Origin of the sequence: Mycobacterium sp. 852014-52450_SCH5900713, assembly GCF_001667075.1 — a bacterium.
Lineage (GTDB): Bacteria > Actinomycetota > Actinomycetes > Mycobacteriales > Mycobacteriaceae > Mycobacterium.
On record NZ_LZIL01000009.1, the window covers coordinates 79228 to 100242 of the forward strand.

Annotated in this window: 19 protein-coding genes; 10 read left to right on the forward strand and 9 right to left on the reverse strand. The window is 66.7% G+C overall.

Annotation, left to right across the window (positions count from 1 at the left end; genetic code table 11):
* Positions 1-13 precede the first annotated feature (13 nt).
* Both A5773_RS03035 and A5773_RS03040 read right to left on the reverse strand, forming a co-directional pair.
* Positions 14-811, reverse strand: a complete 798-nt coding sequence (locus tag A5773_RS03035) for a family 1 encapsulin nanocompartment shell protein (protein ID WP_067789334.1) — start codon at positions 809-811, stop codon at positions 14-16.
* Positions 808-1818, reverse strand: a complete 1011-nt coding sequence (locus A5773_RS03040) for a Dyp-type peroxidase (RefSeq protein WP_067789336.1) — start codon at positions 1816-1818, stop codon at positions 808-810. The genes A5773_RS03035 and A5773_RS03040 overlap by 4 nt, the downstream gene beginning before the upstream one ends.
* A 109-nt stretch (positions 1819-1927) precedes the next feature.
* Between A5773_RS03040 and A5773_RS03045 the strand changes: the two genes are divergently transcribed.
* Complete coding sequence (locus tag A5773_RS03045; RefSeq protein ID WP_082948073.1) at positions 1928-3196, forward strand: M18 family aminopeptidase; 1269 nt, start codon at positions 1928-1930, stop codon at positions 3194-3196.
* 12 nt (positions 3197-3208) lie between these two features.
* Here A5773_RS03045 and A5773_RS03050 read toward each other — a convergent pair whose 3' ends face one another.
* Both A5773_RS03050 and A5773_RS03055 read right to left on the reverse strand, forming a co-directional pair.
* Positions 3209-3577, reverse strand: a complete 369-nt coding sequence (locus A5773_RS03050; RefSeq protein ID WP_066957883.1) for a DoxX family protein — start codon at positions 3575-3577, stop codon at positions 3209-3211.
* Between the two features lie 47 nt (positions 3578-3624).
* Entirely contained in the window at positions 3625-4074 is a 450-nt protein-coding gene (locus tag A5773_RS03055; protein ID WP_066958056.1) for a nitroreductase family deazaflavin-dependent oxidoreductase, read from the reverse strand.
* Positions 4075-4404: 330 nt separating this feature from the next.
* On the opposite strand from A5773_RS03055, the gene A5773_RS03060 reads away from it, so the two are divergent.
* The 5 genes from A5773_RS03060 to A5773_RS03080 all read left to right on the forward strand — a co-directional run bounded on the left by A5773_RS03060 (position 4405) and on the right by A5773_RS03080 (position 9700).
* Positions 4405-4761 carry a hypothetical protein gene (locus A5773_RS03060; RefSeq protein ID WP_066957885.1) on the forward strand — a complete coding sequence of 119 codons (357 nt, stop codon included), beginning with the start codon at positions 4405-4407 and terminating at the stop codon, positions 4759-4761.
* Entirely contained in the window at positions 4758-6281 is a 1524-nt protein-coding gene (locus A5773_RS03065; protein WP_066957887.1) for a multicopper oxidase family protein, read from the forward strand. Before A5773_RS03060 ends, A5773_RS03065 begins: the two co-directional genes overlap by 4 nt.
* Before the next feature lie 70 nt (positions 6282-6351).
* Complete coding sequence (locus A5773_RS03070) at positions 6352-6699, forward strand: VOC family protein (RefSeq protein WP_066957889.1); 348 nt, start codon at positions 6352-6354, stop codon at positions 6697-6699.
* Positions 6700-6747: 48 nt separating this feature from the next.
* Positions 6748-9045 carry a phosphoribosylformylglycinamidine synthase subunit PurL gene (gene purL / locus A5773_RS03075; RefSeq protein WP_066957891.1) on the forward strand — a complete coding sequence of 766 codons (2298 nt, stop codon included), beginning with the start codon at positions 6748-6750 and terminating at the stop codon, positions 9043-9045.
* A 19-nt stretch (positions 9046-9064) separates the two neighbouring features.
* Positions 9065-9700 carry a CPBP family intramembrane glutamic endopeptidase gene (locus A5773_RS03080; RefSeq protein WP_067789340.1) on the forward strand — a complete coding sequence of 212 codons (636 nt, stop codon included), beginning with the start codon at positions 9065-9067 and terminating at the stop codon, positions 9698-9700.
* Here A5773_RS03080 and A5773_RS03085 read toward each other — a convergent pair.
* Positions 9682-10896: an MCE family protein gene (locus A5773_RS03085; protein ID WP_066957896.1), complete on the reverse strand. Its 1215-nt coding sequence runs from the start codon at positions 10894-10896 to the stop codon at positions 9682-9684. The two genes, A5773_RS03080 and A5773_RS03085, sit on opposite strands and share 19 nt — an antisense overlap.
* 19 nt (positions 10897-10915) lie before the next feature.
* Here A5773_RS03085 and A5773_RS03090 point away from each other — a divergent pair, with 19 nt between their 5' ends.
* From A5773_RS03090 to purM, 3 genes are all read left to right on the forward strand, one after another.
* A complete protein-coding gene (locus A5773_RS03090; RefSeq protein ID WP_066957898.1) occupies positions 10916-11305 on the forward strand; it encodes a sterol carrier family protein in 390 nt (129 codons plus the stop codon).
* A 139-nt stretch (positions 11306-11444) separates the two neighbouring features.
* Complete coding sequence (gene purF / locus A5773_RS03095; protein ID WP_066957900.1) at positions 11445-12971, forward strand: amidophosphoribosyltransferase; 1527 nt, start codon at positions 11445-11447, stop codon at positions 12969-12971.
* 71 nt (positions 12972-13042) lie between these two features.
* On the forward strand, positions 13043-14137 hold the full coding sequence (gene purM / locus A5773_RS03100) for a phosphoribosylformylglycinamidine cyclo-ligase (protein ID WP_066957902.1): 1095 nt from the start codon (positions 13043-13045) through the stop codon (positions 14135-14137).
* Between the two features lie 61 nt (positions 14138-14198).
* Here the strand turns inward: purM and A5773_RS03105 are convergent, their stop codons facing one another.
* Together A5773_RS03105 and A5773_RS03110 are read right to left on the reverse strand one after the other, a co-directional pair.
* Positions 14199-14384: a DUF3073 domain-containing protein gene (locus A5773_RS03105; protein WP_066957904.1), complete on the reverse strand. Its 186-nt coding sequence runs from the start codon at positions 14382-14384 to the stop codon at positions 14199-14201.
* Positions 14385-14530: 146 nt separating this feature from the next.
* On the reverse strand, positions 14531-15625 hold the full coding sequence (locus A5773_RS03110) for a folate-binding protein YgfZ (protein WP_066957906.1): 1095 nt from the start codon (positions 15623-15625) through the stop codon (positions 14531-14533).
* Between the two features lie 204 nt (positions 15626-15829).
* Here A5773_RS03110 and A5773_RS03115 point away from each other — a divergent pair, with 204 nt between their 5' ends.
* The gene (locus tag A5773_RS03115) at positions 15830-16690 is read left to right on the forward strand and encodes an aminodeoxychorismate lyase (protein WP_156744708.1); all 861 of its coding nucleotides are present in this window, start codon (positions 15830-15832) and stop codon (positions 16688-16690) included.
* 258 nt (positions 16691-16948) lie between these two features.
* Here the strand turns inward: A5773_RS03115 and A5773_RS03120 are convergent, their stop codons facing one another.
* Both A5773_RS03120 and A5773_RS03125 read right to left on the reverse strand, forming a co-directional pair.
* Positions 16949-18484 carry a sensor domain-containing protein gene (locus A5773_RS03120; RefSeq protein WP_067789346.1) on the reverse strand — a complete coding sequence of 512 codons (1536 nt, stop codon included), beginning with the start codon at positions 18482-18484 and terminating at the stop codon, positions 16949-16951.
* 143 nt (positions 18485-18627) lie between these two features.
* Complete coding sequence (locus A5773_RS03125) at positions 18628-20997, reverse strand: hypothetical protein (protein ID WP_067789349.1); 2370 nt, start codon at positions 20995-20997, stop codon at positions 18628-18630.
* Between the last annotated feature and the right edge of the window lie 18 nt (positions 20998-21015).

Consider the following 21015-nt stretch of genomic DNA (forward strand, 5'->3'; position numbering starts at 1 on the left):
CCGGCTTTTATTCCTAGGAGCTCAGCGGGACCGCCGCCTCGGCGGTGTAGCACAGGAATGTCAGCGTCTCCTGCAGATACAGCCGCACGGTGTCCGCATCATGGCTCGTGTAGCCGATCGACACATCGGTCCCGAGTTGCAGATCGAAGTCACCGCCGCGGGTGGTAAGCACGAAAGCACCGTCGATGGCCGGCGCCCAGATGATGTCTCCCGGAACCAGCCGGTCGATGTGCTCGAGGATCGGATATCCGTGTTCGGTGGTCTCGCTGACCTTCGTATAGACATCGGCGGACAGCAACACCGAGTACGGGCCGTCGACCCCGGCCAGCCGCAATTCGGAGATCGCCTGCGTGATGACATCCGGAATTTCGCGAGGATCGGCCAGCAAGGTCAACGGCTTGTTCGAGCTGGCGGAGCGGATGCCCTCGATCGATGCGGCGGCGTAACCCTCGAAGATCGCCCGGTCTTCCACAAACGCCAACTTCTTGGCGGCCTCCTTGACCGGGTCCCAGTCGGAGTCCTGCGCACCACGCTCGACATTGTCGATCTCGTAACGTGAGAGAGTGAACGGAACCCGCAGCCGGACAAGGGGTTTGCTCGCCCGCAGGTGAGCCTCCACGCCGTCAGACGGTGCCGCCACGTCGATCAGGCGGCCGGTGCTGACCGCCGCGGTGACCGGACCGCCGGGGCCGCTGACGTCGACTACCCGGCGCCCGGCGACATGGCGTTTGAATGTCCGGGTCGCCTCCGTTTCGATTTCGTCCCAAGCGGCTTCGGTGACCGGTGCCAGGTCGCGGTAGAGGTTGTTCATGAAGGGGTTCCTTTCAGGCTGCCGATCGAAAGTGAGCCGTCTTGTGCAACAGACGTTTCCGCCACCGGCGCTGCCGGCAGTGGCGGTGGATCATCAAGGAAGTCCACGGTGGGGGAGAAGAACAAGCCACCGGTGACCGCGGTGGAGAACTCGAGGATGTGGTCGGTGTTTCCGGGTGGATCACCGAGAAACATGTTGCTCAGCATCTGTTCGGTGACGCGCGGCGTGCGGGAATAGCCGATGAAGTAGGTCCCGTACTCGCCCTTGCCGAGTTCGCCGAACGGCATGTTGTGCCGGACGATCTTCAGCTCGGTGCCGTCGTCGTCAGTGATGACGTTGAGGGCGATGTGGGCGTTGGCCGGCTTTTGGTCGTCGTCGAGTTCGAGGTTCTCCAGTTTGGTCCGGCCGATCACCAACTCCTGCTCGCTGACCGACAGGGCGTTCCACGATGACATTTCGTGCAGATACTTCTGCACGTGTACGTAGCACGAGCCCTCGAATTCGGGATCCTCGGCGCCGATGGCAGTGGCGCTGACGGCCAAGGGGCCGTCGGGGTTTTCGGTGCCATCGACGAAGCCCAACAGGTCGCGGTTGTCGAAATAGCGGAATCCGTGTACCTCGTCGACGACGGTGACGGCACCGGCCATCGACCTCAGGATGCGGTCGGCCAATTCGAAACACACGTCCAAGCTTTCGGCCCGGATGTGGAACAGCAGATCCCCGGGCGTGGCTGGGGCGGTGTGCCGCGGGCCTTCCAGTTCGACGAACGGGTGCAACTCGGCGGGACGCGGACCGGAGAACAAGCGATCCCAGGCTCGCGAGCCGATGGAGGTGATGGCGGACAACCGTTTCGGCGGCTCGCGGAAGCCGATCGCGCGCACCAGGCCGGAAATGTCGGGCAGCGCGTCGTGTACCGCCGCTTCTCCGCCGTCGTCGATGGTCACTACCAGGAAGACCGCCGCAGGCGTCAACGGCTCGAGGATCGGCTGCGGCTGGACGAGAGGCACATGGGCGACCCTAGCGTGGCGACGGCGAGCGCAGGAAGTGCGCGAGCAAGGAGCCGCGCAATCGGACCTAGCGTGAACTCCGTTGTCGTCGACAGCCATGATGTTGGACATGTCGGCCAACGCCGCAGGCCTCTGCGATTTCATCGACGCCTCTCCGTCGCCGTTTCACGTTTGTGCCACGGTGGCGGCGCGGCTGACCGCCGCCGGATACACCGAACTGAGCGAGGCCCAACGCTGGCCGGACGAACCGGGTCGCTACTTCACCGTGCGGGCCGGCTCGCTGGTCGCCTGGAATTCCGACGGGCCCGACGGCCCGTTCCGGATCGTCGGCGCACACACCGACAGCCCTAACCTGCGGGTCAAGCAGCATCCGGATCGGCTGGTCGCCGGTTGGCGCGTCGTGGCGCTGGAACCGTACGGCGGGGCATGGCTCAACTCCTGGCTGGACCGCGACCTGGGCATCAGCGGACGGTTATCGGTGCACTCGAATCAGGGCACGGGGATCGAGCACCGGCTGGTCCGGATAGACGAGCCGATCCTGCGGGTACCCCAGCTGGCCATCCACCTCGCCGAGGACCGCAAATCGCTGACGTTGGACCCCCAGCGACACGTCAACGCGGTCTGGGGCGCTGGCGCCGAAGCTAGGTCGTTCATCGACTTCGTCGCGGAACGCGCCGGGGTGACGCCGACCAGCGTGCTGGCGGCCGACCTCATGACCCACGACGTGACCCCGTCGACGGTGATCGGCGCCGACGGCGACCTGCTCAGCGCCCCCCGGCTGGACAACCAGGCCAGCTGTTATGCCGGGATGGAGGCTCTGCTGGCCGCCGAGCCGCGTGGCGTCCTGCCCGTGCTGGTGGTCTTCGACCACGAGGAAGTCGGTTCGTCTTCGGATCACGGTGCGCAGTCCAACCTATTGAGCACCGTCCTCGAGCGGATCGTGCTCGCCGCCGGCGGCACCCGGGAGGACTTCCTGCGTCGGCTGCCCGAGTCATTGCTGGCCTCGGCGGACATGGCGCACGCCACCCACCCCAACTATCCGGAGCGGCACGAGCCCGGCCATCTCATCGAGGTCAACGCCGGGCCGGTGCTCAAGGTGCACCCAAACCTGCGTTATGCCACCGACGGGCGCACGGCCGCGCCCTTCGCGCTCGCCTGTCACCAGGCCGGGGTCGCCCTGCAGCGTTACGAGCACCGCGCTGACCTGCCCTGTGGGTCGACGATCGGGCCGCTGGCCTCGGCCCGGACTGGTATCCCCACCGTCGACATCGGCGCCGCACAGCTCGCGATGCACTCCGCGCGCGAGTTGATGGGCGCCCACGACGTAGCGACCTACTCTGCGGCGATGCGCGCGTTCCTTTCGCCTGAATCATTCTGAGGTTTCCGAGGCCTAGACGGCGGCGGGGTGGGCGATCAGGGTGAGTGCGAAGGTCGCGGCGTTGAGCGTGAGCAGGAACCCCGCGAAGACGAACTGACCGGAAATATCGTTGGCGAGTACATGTGTGTACATCGCGCAGATGAAGAAGATAATTAGCCCGGCCGCCGCCGCGACGCCGATTGCCGGAATCCAGAGTCCGGCCACAAGCCCAAGCGCGCCTAGGGTTTTCAAGGTGCCGATGGGAAATCTCAGCCAGGACAGGGGAACCCCGGCCCGTCTCATCGGCGGAATGATGGGCGCGAAATGGAGCAGCGCGCTCACGCCCGAAAATCCGTCGAGGGCAATGGCGATTATCGTCACGACAAGGTACGCGGTGTGCATGTTGGTGGCTTCCGGGGATGGTCGACCGATAGTGGAATCGTCCGGCGTTAGCTCGCCGGAATGGGGTCTAGTCGAAACACGGCGATCCGGCCGGCCAGCGCCTCGACCTCTTCGGGATGGCCGTGACGCACCAGGCCCGAGCGCTTCAAGAAGGCGACACCGACCGGCACCTCGTTCGGGTATTCCCGCAACACCGGGCGGGCCTGCTCGGCGGCCAGCTCAGTTATCCTGACGCGTTGCACCTTTCGGCCCTTGCGGAGCGTCCCGGCGCCGGCTGCGCGTGCATTGCGTGCCCAATCGGCACCGGGGAATCCGGCCACGGCAAAAAGCTGTCCATCCAGCCTAAAGGGTGTCATGGGCGTGCTGCGCGCCTTCCCGGTTTTGCGGCCGGGCACCGTCAACACCATGGGCGGTCCCGTGGGTACCCCGAGCTTTTGCATCGCGATCATGAACTTGTTCATCGGCTTCAGCCAGCGGGGCGGCGTCGGGTTGGACATCATTTCTCCTTGGTGTATTCCGTTGCGGTGAGCGTGGAATCGGCTGTGACGGGACACCGCCGGGGTAGCAACCGACGCCCACTCGCAGCTCGTAATTCAAGGACGGTTCGGCAGCGCCGAAAGTTACAACTGCGTGCGTAACTTTTCGCAGCGTCGTCTCGTCGTCATTCCTGAGCCCGGATGTCCGACGCCATGACGAAGGAGAACCATGACAGCCGCCAAACTGTATGCCGCGGTGACCCTTAACCGAGCGGGTGTGCCGCGATGACGGCGGATAACTCGGACGGCCGACGCTGGCCCCGGGTAGTCGCCCGTGCTACCAGCGCCACATTGGCGATCCTGGCGGTCGCTCAGGCCGCATTCGCCGGCAGTTTCCTGGGCGGGCAGTACGACGCACTGATGCTGCACTCGATCGGCGCCAGGGTGACCACGATGCTCTCCGTCGTGCAGGTGGTTGCGCTCGTGGTCGTCAGCAGAACAGGCGGGCCGCGGTGGCCGATAGCGGTCGGTACGCTCGTGACAATTCTTTTCGTTGCCGAGTTCGCCTCGGGCGAATTGCGGCTGACGGGCCTGCACGTTCCGCTCGGGGTTCTGCTCATTGCTGGAATCGTGCAGCTGACCGCATCGGTTTGGCGTCTGCCGCTGACCGCACACCCTCTCGCGGAACAGCAGGATGTGGCTCGGTGAATCGGCGCAGCGCGTTGCGGTTGGGCGCCGCCGCGGCAGGGATCAGCGTCGTGGGCGCCAGCTGGCCAATGTCGCACGCACTGCTGGGCTCCGCCGAGTCGGGGCGGCTGATTCGCAGTGAGCCCAAACTGCCCGCCCCCTATCAAGTCCCGCTGCCGATCCCGGAACAATTGACGCCAGTCAGCACCGATGCTCACACCGATTACTACGAGATCACACAGCAGGTCACACAGTTGCGCATCCTGCCCGAGATGACCACTGCGGCATGGACTTACAACACGAGCTTCCCGGGCCCCACCATTGCGTCACGGACCGGCCGACGCACCGTCGTGCGGCACCGCAACGGTCTGCCGGTGCCAGTGGTGGTACATCTGCATGGCGGGCACACCCCGCCAGACCACGATGGATATCCGACCGATTTCATCTTGCCGCAGGGTCAACCCGCCGCGATGGACATGGCACGCAACAGCGTTGTCGGACAACGTGAATACGTTTATCCGATGGATCAGCGGGCCGCAACGTTGTGGTACCACGATCACCGCATGGGCTACACCGGTGCCGCGGTGTGGCGCGGGCTAGCCGGATTTCACCTGGTTCATGACGACGAGGAAGATGCGTTGCCGCTGCCTCGGGGCTCTCGGGATATCCCGCTGATGATCACCGATCGTGCGTTCGCCGCCGATGGCTCGTTTCGCTACCCGGCCGCTGAGTCCGGTGGGGTGACCGGCGACTACATGAACGGCGTCCTGGGTGACGTCATCCTCGTCAACGGTGCGCCATGGCCGGTGCTGCAAACCGATCCGGCCCGCTATCGCCTGCGGCTACTCAACGCATCCAATGCCCGTCGCTACCGGCTGCAATTGGACCCGCAGCCGCCCGGAGGGTCGGCGCTGGTGCAAATCGGCAGTGATGGGGGATTGCTCGCGCGGCCGGTAAGCCATGACTTCATCGACATCGCTCCGGCCGAACGCTTCGAGGTCGCGGTCGACTTCGGCCGCTACCAAAGCGGAACACGCGTGCGTCTACTCAACCTGTTGGGTGCCGGAAGCGCCGCCGAGGTTATGCGGTTCGACATCGTCGGCACCGACCGTGCCGATGATTCGGCGATCCCCGACCGGCTCAGCACAAGCGCCCCCCTAAGCCGAGAGCAAGTGGTGGGCACTCGGACCTTCCTCTTCCGCCTAGGCAGAAGAGGGGTATGGACGATCAACGACCTGCCATATGAACCGGGCCGGCCGCTGGCGCGCCCGAGGATCGGCACGACGGAAATCTGGCGGTTCATCACCGAGTTCCACCATCCCGTTCATGTGCACCTGAACTCCTTCCAAGTGCTGTCCCGCAACAACCGCGCACCCGGACGTTTCGATATGGGCTGGAAAGACACCGTCGACGTCCGCCCGGCCGAGGCGGTGGAAGTCCTCACCCGATTCACCGACTACGCCGGCTCGTACCTTCTGCATTGCCACAACCTCGAGCACGAGGACATGGCCATGATGGCCGACTTCCTGACCATCGCTTAACCGCCGGATTACCGCGGCGATCCGCGCAGTCCTTTCACCCGAGTCACTCCGAGGCCTAAGGTCTGGCGGTATGGCGCTCAACGTGGAGATGATCACTTTCGACTGCAGCGACCCCGCGATGCTGGCCGGATGGTGGGCCGAGCAGTTCGGGGGTACGACGCAGGAGTTGCTCGCCGACGAGTTCACCGCGGTGAGCTTGTCGGAAGGGCCCCGGCTCGGATTCCAGAAGGTGCCCGATCCCACGCCCGGGAAGAACCGGGTGCACCTCGACTTCGGTGCCGCCGACGTTGACGCCGAGGTCTCCCGGCTGACGGCCGGCGGGGCCACGGAGGTCGGCCGGCACACATTCGGCGACAATTTTCGCTGGGTGGTGCTGGCCGACCCGGAGGGCAACGTCTTCTGCGTCGTCGGGCAATAGCCACGCGGCGCCCCACGGCGATGGCGGCGTCGCCCTAGACTGTCTGGCGTGACTGTCTCCGGGACGAGCGCCCGCACCCAGGCGACCGACACCGTCGAGCACGCCGCTGCCAGCCCCGACCAGCCGCAGCCGTTCGCCGAGCTGGGCCTCAAAGAGGACGAGTACGAGCGGATCCGCGAGATCCTGGGCCGCAGACCCACCGACACCGAGCTGGCGATGTACTCGGTGATGTGGAGCGAGCACTGCTCGTACAAGTCGTCGAAGGTTCATTTGCGCTACTTCGGCGAGACCACCACCGACGCCATGCGTGCGGGCATGCTGGCCGGGATCGGCGAAAACGCGGGCGTGGTCGACATCGGTGACGGCTGGGCGGTCACCTTCAAAGTGGAGTCGCACAACCACCCGTCCTATGTCGAGCCCTACCAGGGTGCGGCGACCGGCGTGGGCGGCATCGTCCGCGACATCATGGCCATGGGCGCGCGGCCGGTCGCGGTGATGGACCAGCTTCGGTTCGGCGCCGCCGACGCCCCCGACACGCGCCGGGTGGTCGACGGGGTGGTCCGCGGCATCGGCGGCTATGGCAACTCGCTCGGGTTGCCCAACATCGGCGGCGAGACGGTCTTCGATGCGTGCTACGCCGGCAATCCGTTGGTAAACGCGTTGTGCGTCGGCGTGTTACGCCAGGAAGACCTGCACCTGGCGTTCGCCTCTGGCACCGGAAACAAGATCATCCTGTTCGGCGCGCGCACCGGCCTCGACGGCATCGGTGGGGTATCGGTGCTGGCGTCGGAAACCTTCGACAGCGAAGGGTCCCGCAAGAAGCTCCCGTCGGTGCAAGTGGGCGACCCCTTCATGGAGAAGGTGCTCATCGAGTGCTGCCTCGAGCTCTACGCGGGCGGCTTGGTGATCGGCATCCAGGATCTGGGCGGGGCCGGATTATCCTGTGCCACATCGGAATTAGCATCGGCCGGGGACGGCGGGATGGCGATCGAGCTCGATGCCGTCCCGTTGCGGGCCAAGGACATGACGCCCGCGGAGGTGCTCTGCAGCGAGTCGCAGGAGCGGATGTGCGCGGTGGTGGCGCCGGAGAACGTGGACGCCTTCCTGGCGGTCTGCCGCAAATGGGAGGTGCTGGCCACGGTGATCGGCGAGGTCACCGACGGCGACCGATTGCGGATCACCTGGCGCGGCGAAACGATCGTCGACGTGCCGCCGCGCACCGTGGCGCACGAGGGCCCGGTGTACCAGCGGCCGCTCGCGCGGCCCGAATCGCAGGACGCCCTGAACGCCGACCGGTCCACCGGCCTGCCGCGGCCAACGACCGGGCAGGAGCTGCGCGCGACTCTGCTTGCACTGCTGGGCAGCCCGCACCTGTGCAGCCGTGCCTTCATCACCGAGCAGTACGACCGCTATGTGCGCGGCAACACCGTGCTGGCCGAGCACGCCGATGGCGGCGTGCTCCGTGTCGACGAAACCACCGGCCGCGGCATCGCTTTGTCGACTGACGCGTCGGGGCGCTACACGCTGCTCGACCCCTACGTCGGAGCCCAACTCGCGCTGGCCGAGGCCTACCGCAACGTCGCCGTCACCGGCGCCACCCCCGTCGCGGTGACAAACTGCCTCAATTTCGGCTCTCCGGAGGATCCCGGGGTGATGTGGCAGTTCTCTCAGGCGGTGCGGGGGCTGGCCGATGGTTGTGCGGCCCTTGGCATTCCGGTTACCGGCGGCAACGTCAGCTTCTACAACCAGACTGGGTCGGCGGCGATTCTGCCCACGCCGGTAGTCGGCGTGCTCGGTGTGCTCGACGATGTCGGCCGGCGCATCCCAACCGGTCTGGGCGGCGAACCGGGCCAGGCCCTGATGCTGCTGGGTGATACGCACGATGAACTCGACGGTTCCATCTGGGCGCAGGTGACGGCCGACCACCTGGGTGGGGTGCCGCCCGCGGTGGACCTGGCACGCGAAAGATTATTGGCCGAGGTGCTGACCGCGGCCTCTCGCGACGGACTGGTGTCCGCGGCGCACGACCTGTCCGAGGGCGGGCTTGCGCAGGCGATCGTGGAGGCGGCCCTGGCGGGCGAAACCGGTTGCCGCATCGTGCTTCCCGAGGGTACCGATCCGTTCGTCACGTTGTTTTCCGAGTCGGCGGGCCGGGTCTTGGTGGCGGTGCCGCGCACCGAGGAGAGCCGGTTCCGGGCGATGTGTGAGGCGCGCGGGCTGCCCGCGGTGCGCATCGGCGTCGTCGATCAGGACTCGGACGCGGTGGAGGTTCAGGGCCTATTCACCGTGTCGCTGGAGGAACTGCGCGAGACGTCCGAGGCAGTGCTGCCCCGCCTCTTCGGATGAGACCCAGCAGCGAACCCTGATGGGCCGAACCGGTTTTCGCCGGGCGCAAGCGTTCTCTTTGGCCGCCGCCCTGGTTGGCTGGAGCTTCTTGGGCCCGCGACTGCCCCCGGCGTGGCGCGCCGCGGTCCAGGCCGGCGCGGCCGGCCTGCTGGTGCTGGTGACGCGTGCTCCGCTGGGTCTATCTCCGCCGCGGCTGTGGACGGGGCTGCGGCTTGGGTCGGCGGCCGGAGCGGCGGCGGCAAGCGTGATCGCGGCGACGACGGCGGTGCCGTTGGTGCGGGCATCGATGGCCGAGCGGGAACCGCCCGGATCGGTGCCCGGCTGGTTGCTGCTGCGCATCCCCGTCGGGACCGTCTGGGCCGAGGAGGCCGCGTTCCGCGCCGCGCTCACCGCCGCCGCTTCCGGGGCGTGCGGCCGGTCGGGTGGAATGTTATTGCAAGCGGCGTGCTTTGGGCTCTCCCACATCGCGGATGCGAGGTCGGCGGGCGACCCGGTGGTGGGCACCGTATTGGTGACGGGCATCGCGGGCTGGTTATTCGGTTGGCTGGCAGACCGTTCCGGCAGCCTCGCCGCGCCCATGTTGGTGCATTTGGCCATCAACGAGGCCGGCGCGATCGCCGCGCTGGGCGTGCGGCGTCACGGGTTGATGGTGTAGTCGCCCAGCTGCCGACCCCACACATGCTCGACGAAAAGTGGTGAGCCGAGTTCGAAGTGGTTGTAGGGGGCCATGCTTGCGCCGGTGTCCATCACCAGAAACGGCGCCGGCCACAACTGCCGAGTGATGGTCTGCCAACAGCCAGGCAGACCGCCGGGACCGCCTCTGGCGTTGGTCCGGGGCAGATTCTCCGGCCAGATGTAGGGATTGGGCGCCCCGGCGATTGCGCCCGCGGCGTGGGCGCCCAACGAGTAGCCGTTGTCGCCGAGGGCGTTGTGGATCTTGGGTCCGACTTCGTTGAAATTCCGAATGGTGCAAAAGATTTCCGGACTGTACTCGTCGAGCAGCTGGCTGGAGCTGACCAGATCGGCGGCCCCCCGCGCCAGGTACGGCCCGCCGCGACCGAATACGTCGGCGCCCGCGCCGCCCAGTCCGGCCGCCGCCAGCAGCGCCGCGTCCAGGTCGGCTTGCTGGCGGTTGAGCGTCCGCGCCGTGGTCACCGCGTGGTCGAGCGCGTCCCACAAGTCCGGCGAGGCGTTGGCGTACGTGTCACCGAGCGCGGCCAACCGCTGGACGTCAACGCGGATTTCGCGCATCTGGGGATTCACGTCGTCGAGGATCGTGTTGCCGTTGACCACAGCGGCGCCGAACTTGTCGCCCAATCCCGTCAGGGCTTGCGCGGCCGCGCTGAGCGTCAGATTCACCTTGACCGGGTCGACTTTCTCCGCGATCGAGATGAGTGTCTCGAACACGGTGTTGAATTCGGTCGTCACGGACCTCGCATCGATCACGGTCGACGGTGTGATCGCTTGGGCTGCGGGCTGGGACGGCGAGTTCAACGCGACGTATTTGTTGCCGAATACCGTGGTCGCCTTGATGGCGGCCGCCACGTTGGCCGGGATCATCGCGACGTACCGGGGGGTGATGTCCAGGACCACCTTGGCGGCCGGCTTGCCGTCGCGGGTGATCTCGGAGATGCTCGCCACCCGGCCGATCTGCACTCCGTTGTAGGTGACCTTGGATCCCGGATCCATCACCAGCCCGGCCCGGGTGGCGACCATGGTGAGCTTCGTCGTCGGCGTGAGGTCGCCACGGAACTGCAAGTACAGGAGCGACCCGGCCAAACCCATGATGATGACCGTCACGAGGCCGACGGTCTTGTACGGTGGCCCGCGCCGCAAGCGACGACGCTCCATGAGTTTGAGACCCTAGGGTATGGCCGCCCGTGAAAAGGCCGATCCGGCAAAGACTCGGCAGGCCGTGTTGGCCGTGGCGGATTGGTTGCGCGACGAATCCCTGCCGGGGCCCGACCGCGAGGGGCTGGCCGCGGCCGTCCGGCTCACCGCCCGCACTCTGGCCGCCGTGGCGCCCGGCGCCAGCGTCGAGGTGCGTATCCCGCCGTTTGTGGCGGTGCAATGCGTCGCCGGGCCGAGGCACACCCGGGGCACGCCTCCCAACGTGGTGGAGACCGATCCGCGGACGTGGCTGTTGCTGGCGACCGGGATGCTGTCCTTCCAGGACGCGAAGGACGCCGGTGCGCTGAGCCTTTCCGGCGCTCGGGCGGGTGAGATCGAACACTGTCTGCCCTTGTTCGGTGTCGGCTGAATGACAACTCTGAACTGCAGGTTTAGGGTCGGCTGCGGGAATTTTCGCCGCCCAACACGCGCTGTTAATTCGCGGTCGCGGGCGTCGGACCCGTAGACTCCGTTTCGTCACCAATCGTTCCCCAGGGAGCCGCCCAATCGTGACCGCCGGAGAACCTGAGCAGGACCTGAACTCGCCTCGTGAAGAGTGTGGTGTCTTTGGGGTTTGGGCCCCGGGCGAGGACGTCGCAAAACTCACCTATTACGGCTTGTACGCCCTGCAGCATCGCGGGCAGGAAGCCGCGGGTATCGCCGTCGCCGACGGATCGCAGGTCCTCGTCTTCAAAGACTTGGGCCTGGTCAGCCAGGTGTTCGACGAGCAGACGCTCGCGGCGATGCCGGGCCATGTGGCCATCGGGCATTGCCGCTACTCCACCACGGGCGACACCACTTGGGAGAACGCGCAACCGGTGTTCCGCAACACCGCCGCCGGCACCGGCGTCGCTCTGGGGCACAACGGAAACCTGGTCAACACCGCTGAGCTTGCCGCCCGCGCCCGCGACGCGGGCCTGATCGCCCGGCGCGCCCCCGCCCCGGCCACGACGGACTCCGACATCTTGGGCGCGCTGCTGGCCCACGGTGCGGCCGATTCCACGCTGGAGCAGGCGGCCCTGGATCTGCTGCCAACCGTGCGCGGCGCGTTCTGCCTGACGTTCATGGACGAGAACACGCTGTATGCGTGCCGCGATCCGCATGGGGTGCGGCCACTTTCACTCGGACGGCTGGATCGCGGCTGGGTGGTGGCCTCCGAAACGGCAGCCCTCGACATCGTCGGCGCGTCGTTCGTGCGCGACATCGAGCCGGGCGAGCTGCTCGCGATCGATGCCGACGGGGTGCGCTCCACGCGTTTCGCCAACCCCACCCCCAAGGGCTGCGTCTTCGAATACGTCTACCTGGCGCGTCCGGACAGCACGATCGCCGGCCGGTCCGTGCACGCCACCCGGGTGGAGATCGGTCGCCGGCTGGCCCGCGAATGCCCGGTCGACGCCGACCTGGTGATCGGGGTCCCGGAGTCGGGTACCCCCGCCGCGGTGGGATACGCGCAGGAGTCCGGCATCCCGTACGGACAGGGCTTGATGAAGAACGCCTACGTCGGGCGGACCTTCATCCAGCCGTCCCAGACCATCCGCCAGCTCGGTATCCGGTTGAAGCTCAACCCACTTCGCGAGGTCATCCGAGGCAAGCGGCTCATCGTCGTCGACGACTCGATCGTGCGCGGGAACACCCAGCGCGCGCTGCTGCGCATGCTGCGCGAGGCCGGCGCCGTCGAAGTCCACGTGCGTATCGCGTCGCCGCCGGTGAAGTGGCCCTGCTTCTATGGCATCGACTTCCCGTCGCCGGCCGAACTGATCGCCAACGCCGTGCAGGACAAAGAGGAGATTCTCGAGGCGGTGCGGCACGCCATCGGCGCGGACACCCTCGGCTACATCTCGCTGCGCGGCCTGGTGGCGGCCTCCGAACAACCCGCGTCGCGGCTCTGCACCGCCTGCTTCGACGGCAAGTATCCGATCGAACTGCCCGAGGAGACTGCCTTGGGCAAGAACGTCATCGAGCACATGCTCACCAATGCCGCCCGCGGAGCCGGTCTCGACGATCTGGCACCCGACGAAGTGCCGATCGTCCACTGAGGGACGTCCGGCGCGCCCCTTCCAAGACGTTTGATAACGGCGGTCGGCGGCGCCCGGTAGCCTTTATCGCGATGACGGATCCCGGAAAAAGCCCCGGACGAAGCCCGGGCACCCACGGCATCACCTACGCGTCGGCCGGGGTGGACATTGAGGCCGGCGACCGCGCCGTTGAAATGTTCAAGCCGCTGGCGACGAAGGCCACCAGGCCCGAGGTGCGGGGCGGCCTAGGTGGGTTCGCCGGACTGTTCGCGTTGCGCAACGATTACCGCGAACCGCTGCTGGCGGCGTCCACCGACGGTGTCGGAACCAAACTGGCGGTCGCCCAGGCGATGGACAAGCACGACACCGTCGGCCTGGACCTGGTTGCGATGGTGGTCGACGACCTCGTGGTCTGCGGCGCCGAGCCGCTGTTCCTGCAGGACTACATCGCGGTGGGCCGGACCGTGCCCGAACGCCTCAGCGCGATCGTGGCGGGTATCGCCGAGGGGTGCGTGCGCGCCGGCTGCGCGCTGCTCGGCGGCGAAACGGCCGAGCACCCCGGCCTGATGGAACCGGACCACTACGACATCTCGGCGACCGGTATCGGCGTCGTCGAGGCCGACGACGTGTTGGGTCCCGAACGCGTCAAACCCGGCGACACCATCATCGCGATGGGCTCCTCCGGCCTGCATTCCAACGGCTACTCTCTGGCCCGCACGGTGCTGCTCGAGATCGACCGGATGAACTTGGCGGGTTATGTGGAGGAGTTCGGCCGCACGCTGGGCGAAGAGCTCTTGGAACCCACCCGGATCTACGCCAAAGACTGCCTGGCGTTGACCGCCGAAACCCATGTCCGCACGTTCTGCCATGTCACCGGCGGCGGATTGGCCGGCAATCTGCAACGCGTCATCCCGCACGGCCTGGTCGCCGAGATCGACCGCGGGACCTGGACGCCAGCACCGGTGTTCGCCATGATCGCCCAGCGTGGCCGGGTGACGCGCGAGGAGATGGAGAAGACGTTCAACATGGGCGTGGGCATGGTCGCCGTCGTCGCCCCGGAGGACACCGACCGGGCCCTGGCCATCTTGACGGCCCGCCACCTGGACTGCTGGGTGTTGGGAACCGTCTGCAAAGGCGGTAAAGAGGGCCCGCGGGCAAAGCTCGTCGGGCAGCACCCGAGATTCTAAAAACCGGGAGCCGGGCTAGCGCCGTGCCGAAGCGGATGGCACCGGCGCAGTGGTGCTGGTCTTAGCGACGCCAGTCGTCGCTGTCTGCCCAGGAGTCGGCGACGCCGTCGTCCTCCAGGTCGGTGGAGTCGTCGGCACCCGTTCCTGCCAGCTCTTGCTGAAGCCGCTGGAAGTCGGTCTGCGGGGAACTGTATTTGAGTTCTCGAGCAACCTTGGTCTGCTTTGCCTTAGCCCGGCCGCGGCCCATGGGGGAACCCCCTCGCGCAATAACGGAGCGGCCTAACGAGTAGGCGGCTCCGATCTCCTGGTGTCGTTATTGTCCTGCTGACAGTTTACCGTGCCTTACGGTCGGGTGTCGGTCCCCCCTGCCGCTGTGGCGGACGTCATTCACAATTATCTCGCACCGCCCCGCAAGCGTTCAACGGCCAGCCGTCCCGCGCCGATCTGCTCTGCGGCCGGCAGCGAATCCGGGTCGATCACCGCAGCCACCGAAGCCTGCGGGCCGGTCGCCAGTTCCGTGTCGGCGGGCACCCCGCGTTTGAGTAGCGCCAGGGCCACCGGCCCGAGGTCCACGTGGTCCACCACGGTGCCAAGGCGACCGACCGCGCGACCGCCGGCGAGCACCGGGTCACCCGTCGAGGGCCGCTCGACCGAACCGTCGAGGTGCAACAACACCAGCATCCTGGGCGGTTTACCGAGGTTATGCACCCGCGCGACTGTCTCTTGCCCCCGATAACAGCCCTTGTCCAGGTGGACGGCGCCCCCGCCGGGACCGCCGATCCACCCCACCTCGTGCGGAATCGTGCGCTCATCGGTGTCGACGCCCAATCGCGGGCGCAGCGCCGCCACCCGGTGCGCTTCGTACGCCCACACCCCCGCAGGTCGCAGGCCCGCCTGCACCAAACGTTCCTGCCAGCCCGCGGACTGGCCGCGCGGGACCACCAAATCCAGTTCGATCTGGCCGGCGGGACCGCCGGGCATCCGTCGCAGAAAGCCCCCGCCGGCCACCGGGATCGCCGTCAGCTCGGCGGGCAGGGCGTCCACGCCGAGCGTGTCGAGCACCGCCCGGTCGCACAGGCGCGGCCCCAACAGCGAAAGCACCGCCATGTCGGCGGCAGCCGGGGTGACATCAGACCAGAAGACCATCTTGCGCAGGTATTCCAGCAGCGGTTCGCCGCGCCAGGGTTCGGTATCCAGGTAGGTGGTGCCGCCGAGTTCGGTTTGGACCCAGTGGTCCTCGACGCGGCCCTGACCGTCGAGGCTGAGGTTCTGCGTGCTGGCGCCCTCGGCGAGGTCGCTGACGTGCTGAGTGGAGATGCTGTGCAGCCACTTCTGGCGATCGCTACCGGTCAGGGTGAGGACGGCGCGGTGCGAGCGGTCCACCACGACCGCAGCGGTTTCGGCCGCGCGCTGCTCGCCCAGGGGATCGCCGTAATGCCAGACGGCGCCCGCGTCGGGTCCGGCATCGGGCGCGGGGACTGGATTCATGTGCGCCGCTCCTCTCCCCCGCAAGCGGGAGGTACCCCCACATCGCTAGGCTCCGCATCGTCGCCGGCGCGATTCACACGTCAACTCTACGGATTAGCCGCGACCGCGTCGCCGAGCGTGCGGCTGGCCGCACACCCGCCGCCGAGCGTGCGGCGGGCCGCACACCCGCGGCTAGGCTTTACCTCCATGGCAGGCCAGGCGGGTGTGATCGTCACGCTGGACGGCGCGATTCATCCGCCGGACGCGCCTCTGCTGCACGCCGACGACTTGGCGGCGGTTCGCGGCGACGGCATCTTCGAGACGCTGCTGGTTCGCGACGGCAGACCCTGCCTGGTCGAGTCCCATCTGCAGCGGCTGACCCAGTCGGCGAGGCTGATGGACCTGCCCGAGCCCGACCTGCCGAGCTGGCGCGATGCGATCGACCTGGCCGCTCGGCAGTGGGTCGCGGACACCGCTGACGAAGGCGCGATGCGGCTGATCTACAGCCGCGGCCGGGAGGGCGGGACGACGCCGACCACCTACGTGATGGTCAACGCCGTCCCCGAACGAGTGACGGCGGTCCGGCGCGAGGGCCTGGCCGCGATGACGTTGGACCGTGGACTGCCCGCCGCCGGCGCCGACGCGATGCCGTGGCTGCTCGCCGGCGCCAAGACCCTGTCCTATGCGGTCAACATGGCCGCCCTGCGTCATGCCGCCCGGCAAGGCGCCGGCGACGTCATCTTCGTCAGCTCGGACGGCTACATCCTGGAAGGACCGCGCTCGACGGTGGTGATCGCAACGGAGGCCGGTGGGGACCTGTGCCTGCTGACACCGCCGCCGTGGTATCCGATTTTGCGTGGCACCACGCAGCAGGCCCTCTTCGAGGTGGCGCGGACCAAGGGCTACGACTGCGACTACCGCGCGTTGCGGCTTGCCGATCTCAATGCGGCGCAGGGGATCTGGCTGGTCTCGAGTATGACGTTGGCTGCCCGCGTACACACGCTCGACGGTCGGCCGCTGCCCCGGTCTCCGCTGGCCGCCGAATTCGCCGCACTGGTCGACTCGGCGATCGTCAGTGATCGCTAAGCGCTGAATTGTGTTGTCGGCTTGCGGAATCCCGGGTACGGTCGGCCGTACACAAGAAGGGAGGTGGTCCGCGAAATTGATAGCTTCATGGACATGTGAGGTGGCTGCGCGCTAGCAGCAGTGGCTTTCGAAGAGCCGGCGATTTACGCGCGCTGGCGAATTCCCCGTAGCCACCCGGCCCCCGAGCTTCCGGTCTGTCCAACCAGGAGCCTTGCTCGGGGGCCGCTCCATGTCACGACACCGGAGAGCCGTGCGCGTTCACTTCACGTTGGCGGCCATCGCATCGGCGATCTGACCGCCTTGGTCCTGGATGCCCACTTCGCAGGCCATGACGTCGAGCACAACATCAGCTACCGCGCTCAGCACGCGCTCGCAGGATGCACGGCTGGGATCTCCCGGCTTGCGCGACAGGGTAATTCTTGACGGAGCCTCGACCACGTTCCCGAAGGTCCAGTTGGCCTTGTTATTGAACCGCACGGTTAAGCCATTGCAAGCCTTCCATTTCTGGGTCGATGCCTTCAGGAAATCATTGGCTTCCGCTGCGCTTTTGAAGCTGACCGCGGCTTGGTAAACGCGGTAGCTGCTGTCCGCCGTATCCAAGCCCTGCCCGCTGACTCCCGTCGGCGTGAAGCCTTGGTAGGCGGACTGCCGAATCGGATCGAACGCGGCGAAGCAAGCCGGATTTGACAAGTTCTCGTCCGGACGTAGCCGCGTGGTCGTCTCGCTGCTCGCGATTTCCAGGGTTTGTGGCGCTGCCATGATGGTGGTCACCTGCCCAGCGTCGAGCAAAAGCGAGTCCAGCCGCGCGTTCGGCTCCGGCGCGGGCGCCGCCTGCCCGGTCGCCCCCTGTGGGGGCGCTACCGTGGCCGCCCCCGTCGCCGTAGCACGTGTCCCGGCCGGTGCCTTCTTCGAAGTTGATCCCTGGCTCATGACGACAACCCCCACCACGATTGCGACGACGACCGCGAGCGCGGCTCCGCCGATGATGATGAGCCGCCTCTTGGAATCGCCGCCGGCCGCGGCAGGGACCGCGGTCGCGGTTGATGCGCCGCCTGGTGTCGTCGCAGTGGCCGTGCCTTCCGAAAAGGTCTTCGGCGCCTGCGCCTTGGCGTCGGGTGTCGTCGGCGACTCTTCCTGGTCAGAGTCGATCGACGCCAGCACATTGTCGATGTCGTTTCGGGTGCGGTAGGTGACGTCGTGGCGCAGACGCAGCATCCGCAACAGTTGGGCGATGTCGCTGCGGGCGCTCGGGTCGTCGCCGTCCTCATCGAGTCCGGATCTGAGTTCGACCAACAATTGGAGCTGCTGCTGCGGGCTGAGCTCCTTCTCGGCAAGCATGTCGCCCAACCGTGTTATGTAGCCGAACGGGACGGGCGGCTCGTCGGGCAGCGGATCGGGCAAGGGGTGGGGCTTAGCGGTGAGCGAGTGCACGGCGGTGACCAGTTGAATGCCGGCGTCAACGGTCGGATTCCGGTAGTCGATGATCTGCAATGCGGCAAGCGGATTCACGCGCATGCTGCCTATGTCGCCGATGCGAACCGGAAGGATCGGCTTGTTCAAAGCCTGCGCGTAGCGCAGCTCGGACTGACTGGGTTTGGACTGTAACCAGTTGCTTGAGAGCGCGACGAGGAACAGGTCGCAGGCACGGATCTGCTCGAGGATCTTGGCCCACCAGGAGTCGCCGCCGCCTAGCTCTTGGTCGAACCACACTTGCTGTTGGGCGCGGCGAAGGGCGGCCGCCAGGGCATCGACCGTTGACCTGTCCTGGCTCGAGTAGCTGAGAAACAGCGCCATCACAGTCTCCTAAGGTGAGGCCGAGCGAACCAAGTTGGCCATAGCCCGCATGCGACCTTCCACATGCGCCGATACCGTATCAGTGCTAGACCCTTTCGGGATGGCCAATTCAGCGCCATTCGAGTCGATTGCGCCCTCGACGCTTATCGCTCGTCGCCATTCAAAATATGGCTTTCTTGGGTGGGCTGAAATTCGGCGTAGCGCCGCCCGAATTCCTCGCCGGGAACGGGCCATTGTTCGCCGGTCTCCCCGCGTACGATCCAGTCGCCCTCGGCGGCGATGGTGGGGCCCTCCAGGGTGTTGACCGTTTCACCAGCGTGCGCGGGACGTGCCTGAACGCAGCCCCTGCGTTGCCATTTCCCGTCAATTGCCGGTTCATACGTGTCGCGGAAAATGGCGTCGCGCACGGACCAGATCTTTCCGTCTTCCTGGAGCGCCCAGTCGCCGGCGTCGGCGCGCATGGTGTGCCCGGAATCCGACGTCCACGTCCACGGGGCGTCGCGTTGTTCCGCGCTGACCGTACCGACCCGAGTGAAGGATTGCCACATCGGGCGCGACCGGAAGCCCAGCTGGCGCAGGCTCCACAAAGTACCCGCCAAGCTCCGCACAGCGGTATTGAGCAAGTCCGGCGTGGTTTCCACCACCGACCAGTCGACCAGCTTGTCGTGGATCTTTCGTGAATCATCGCGAGGCGAACCGTATTTCCAGCCGTGGTCGCGGTAATAGCGACACCAGTCCTCGTGCTCAGCCCGCGCCATGCTCATCGCGGAATCCCGGTCGAAGCCCATCAGAGCAAGCTGCTCCAATGGCGGCAATCCCACCATGTCGTTCCCGGAAAGTTGCGCCGGTGGGCTGCCCCACGTATTCCAGGTGTGCCCCGCGATGTTTTCCACCATCCACAGGGCGTTGCGTACCTGACGTCGGTTGGACCCGCGGTAGAACTCATTGAGGTCGGCCCACGGCATCGCGGCCGGCGACCGCGGCCCCCCCGGGTCGATCGTCGAGACATAGCGCTCGTGAATCAGCCTCGCCGCACGCTCCCAAGCATCCTGGACTCGGCCCTCACGACTGTCGAGCACCAGCGAGTACGACTGCAGCATTCCCACGACCCGGATCGCGTCGTCAGCGAGGTTGGTGTTGAGATCCGATGCGTAAACTGGCATCTCGGGGAAGCGCGCAGCCAGCCTACTTGCCATCGCTGCCTGAGTGTCGACCAAAATCACCGCGCTGGTCTTCGGGTCGGCATCGCCAATCAAACGCAGCATGGTGGGTACCGTTGCTGCCTCCGATACCGCATCGATCGCCGGTCCATCCGACATGAAGCCGGCCTGCTGGCGATGAAAGTCGTGATCCCGCAAGTAGTCGTCGGCGTCGCGTTCGACGAGGGTGAGCGCCGGTAGCGGGAGTGCATCCGGAGGCGTATAGAAGTCACGCTCGAGGGCGCGGCGGGTCAGGTCCGCGCACAACGCCAGGGTTAATTGCGAAGTGCCGCATACGAATACCCGCTGAATTGTCTGGGCGTCGATGATGCTGTCGAGGAGCCGGGCTGCGGTCACCTCGTACTTTCCGATCACGTCGGCCGCCCACCGGGTGTCCGATCCACCGAATTGCTGGGCGCGCCACGCTTCGGCCAACCACGGGTCGTCCATGCGCACGATGAGCGGCAACCGCTGCTTGTGACCGACCTCGGCGAGCCGGCGACCGATCAGGTCAAGCCACAACAGATTGATCGCCGGATCGGGCGCCATCAAGTAGAGCCGTGCGAGGTGGCGCCACAGTCGCAGCGACACAAGGGTGGACGGCGTGCTGAAATCGACCAGCACCACTCGGGCACCCTGCCTGCGGGCCCGCTGTACGTGGTCGTCACCCGCGTTGGTGATCACCACCAAGGTGTTGCGACGGTCCAACGTCTCCGCGATCCCGCTGATCATCGCCTGGGTCTCGTCGTCAATGCCCACGATGACAGTGACGGAGTCTGCGAGGTTCGCCCGTAATCGGTCCACCTGGGACCGAAAGGCCGCGATAACAACGCCACCCAATCCAGTGAAGATCGCGGCCAGGGCGGTCACCCGTGCCACCTCCAAGGCGATTGGGGTGGGCACAGGGCAGGGTTGTCCGCTCAGCGAGAAATCACCGGTGCTGCCCTTGACTAACGAGGCGGTAGCCATCAGCGGGGTGAACAGCGCCGGGTGGTTTGCATCGTGGCAAGACCAATAGGAGCTGAGGCCGAGTATGGCGGTCAAACCGATCAGGGCCGCGATAACGGTGAACGAGATACCTGTTGCGCGGCCGCCGCCCGTCGATCGGAACGCCATGACGAATAACGCCAGGATCGCCAAGGTCACCAACAGCGTCGGCCCCGAGCCGGGCTGACCGAACCACCTCAACCACGCCGGCAATGCGTCCCTGCTCAAAGGCCGCAGCGCCAAGAGGCACAGATAGCCAAGGAGAAGCAGGCCGGCAACGGACGCGATACGGCGGACAGGACTGGACGTCGTCACACTACGACGCATCCGCCGACCTCCTCAGAT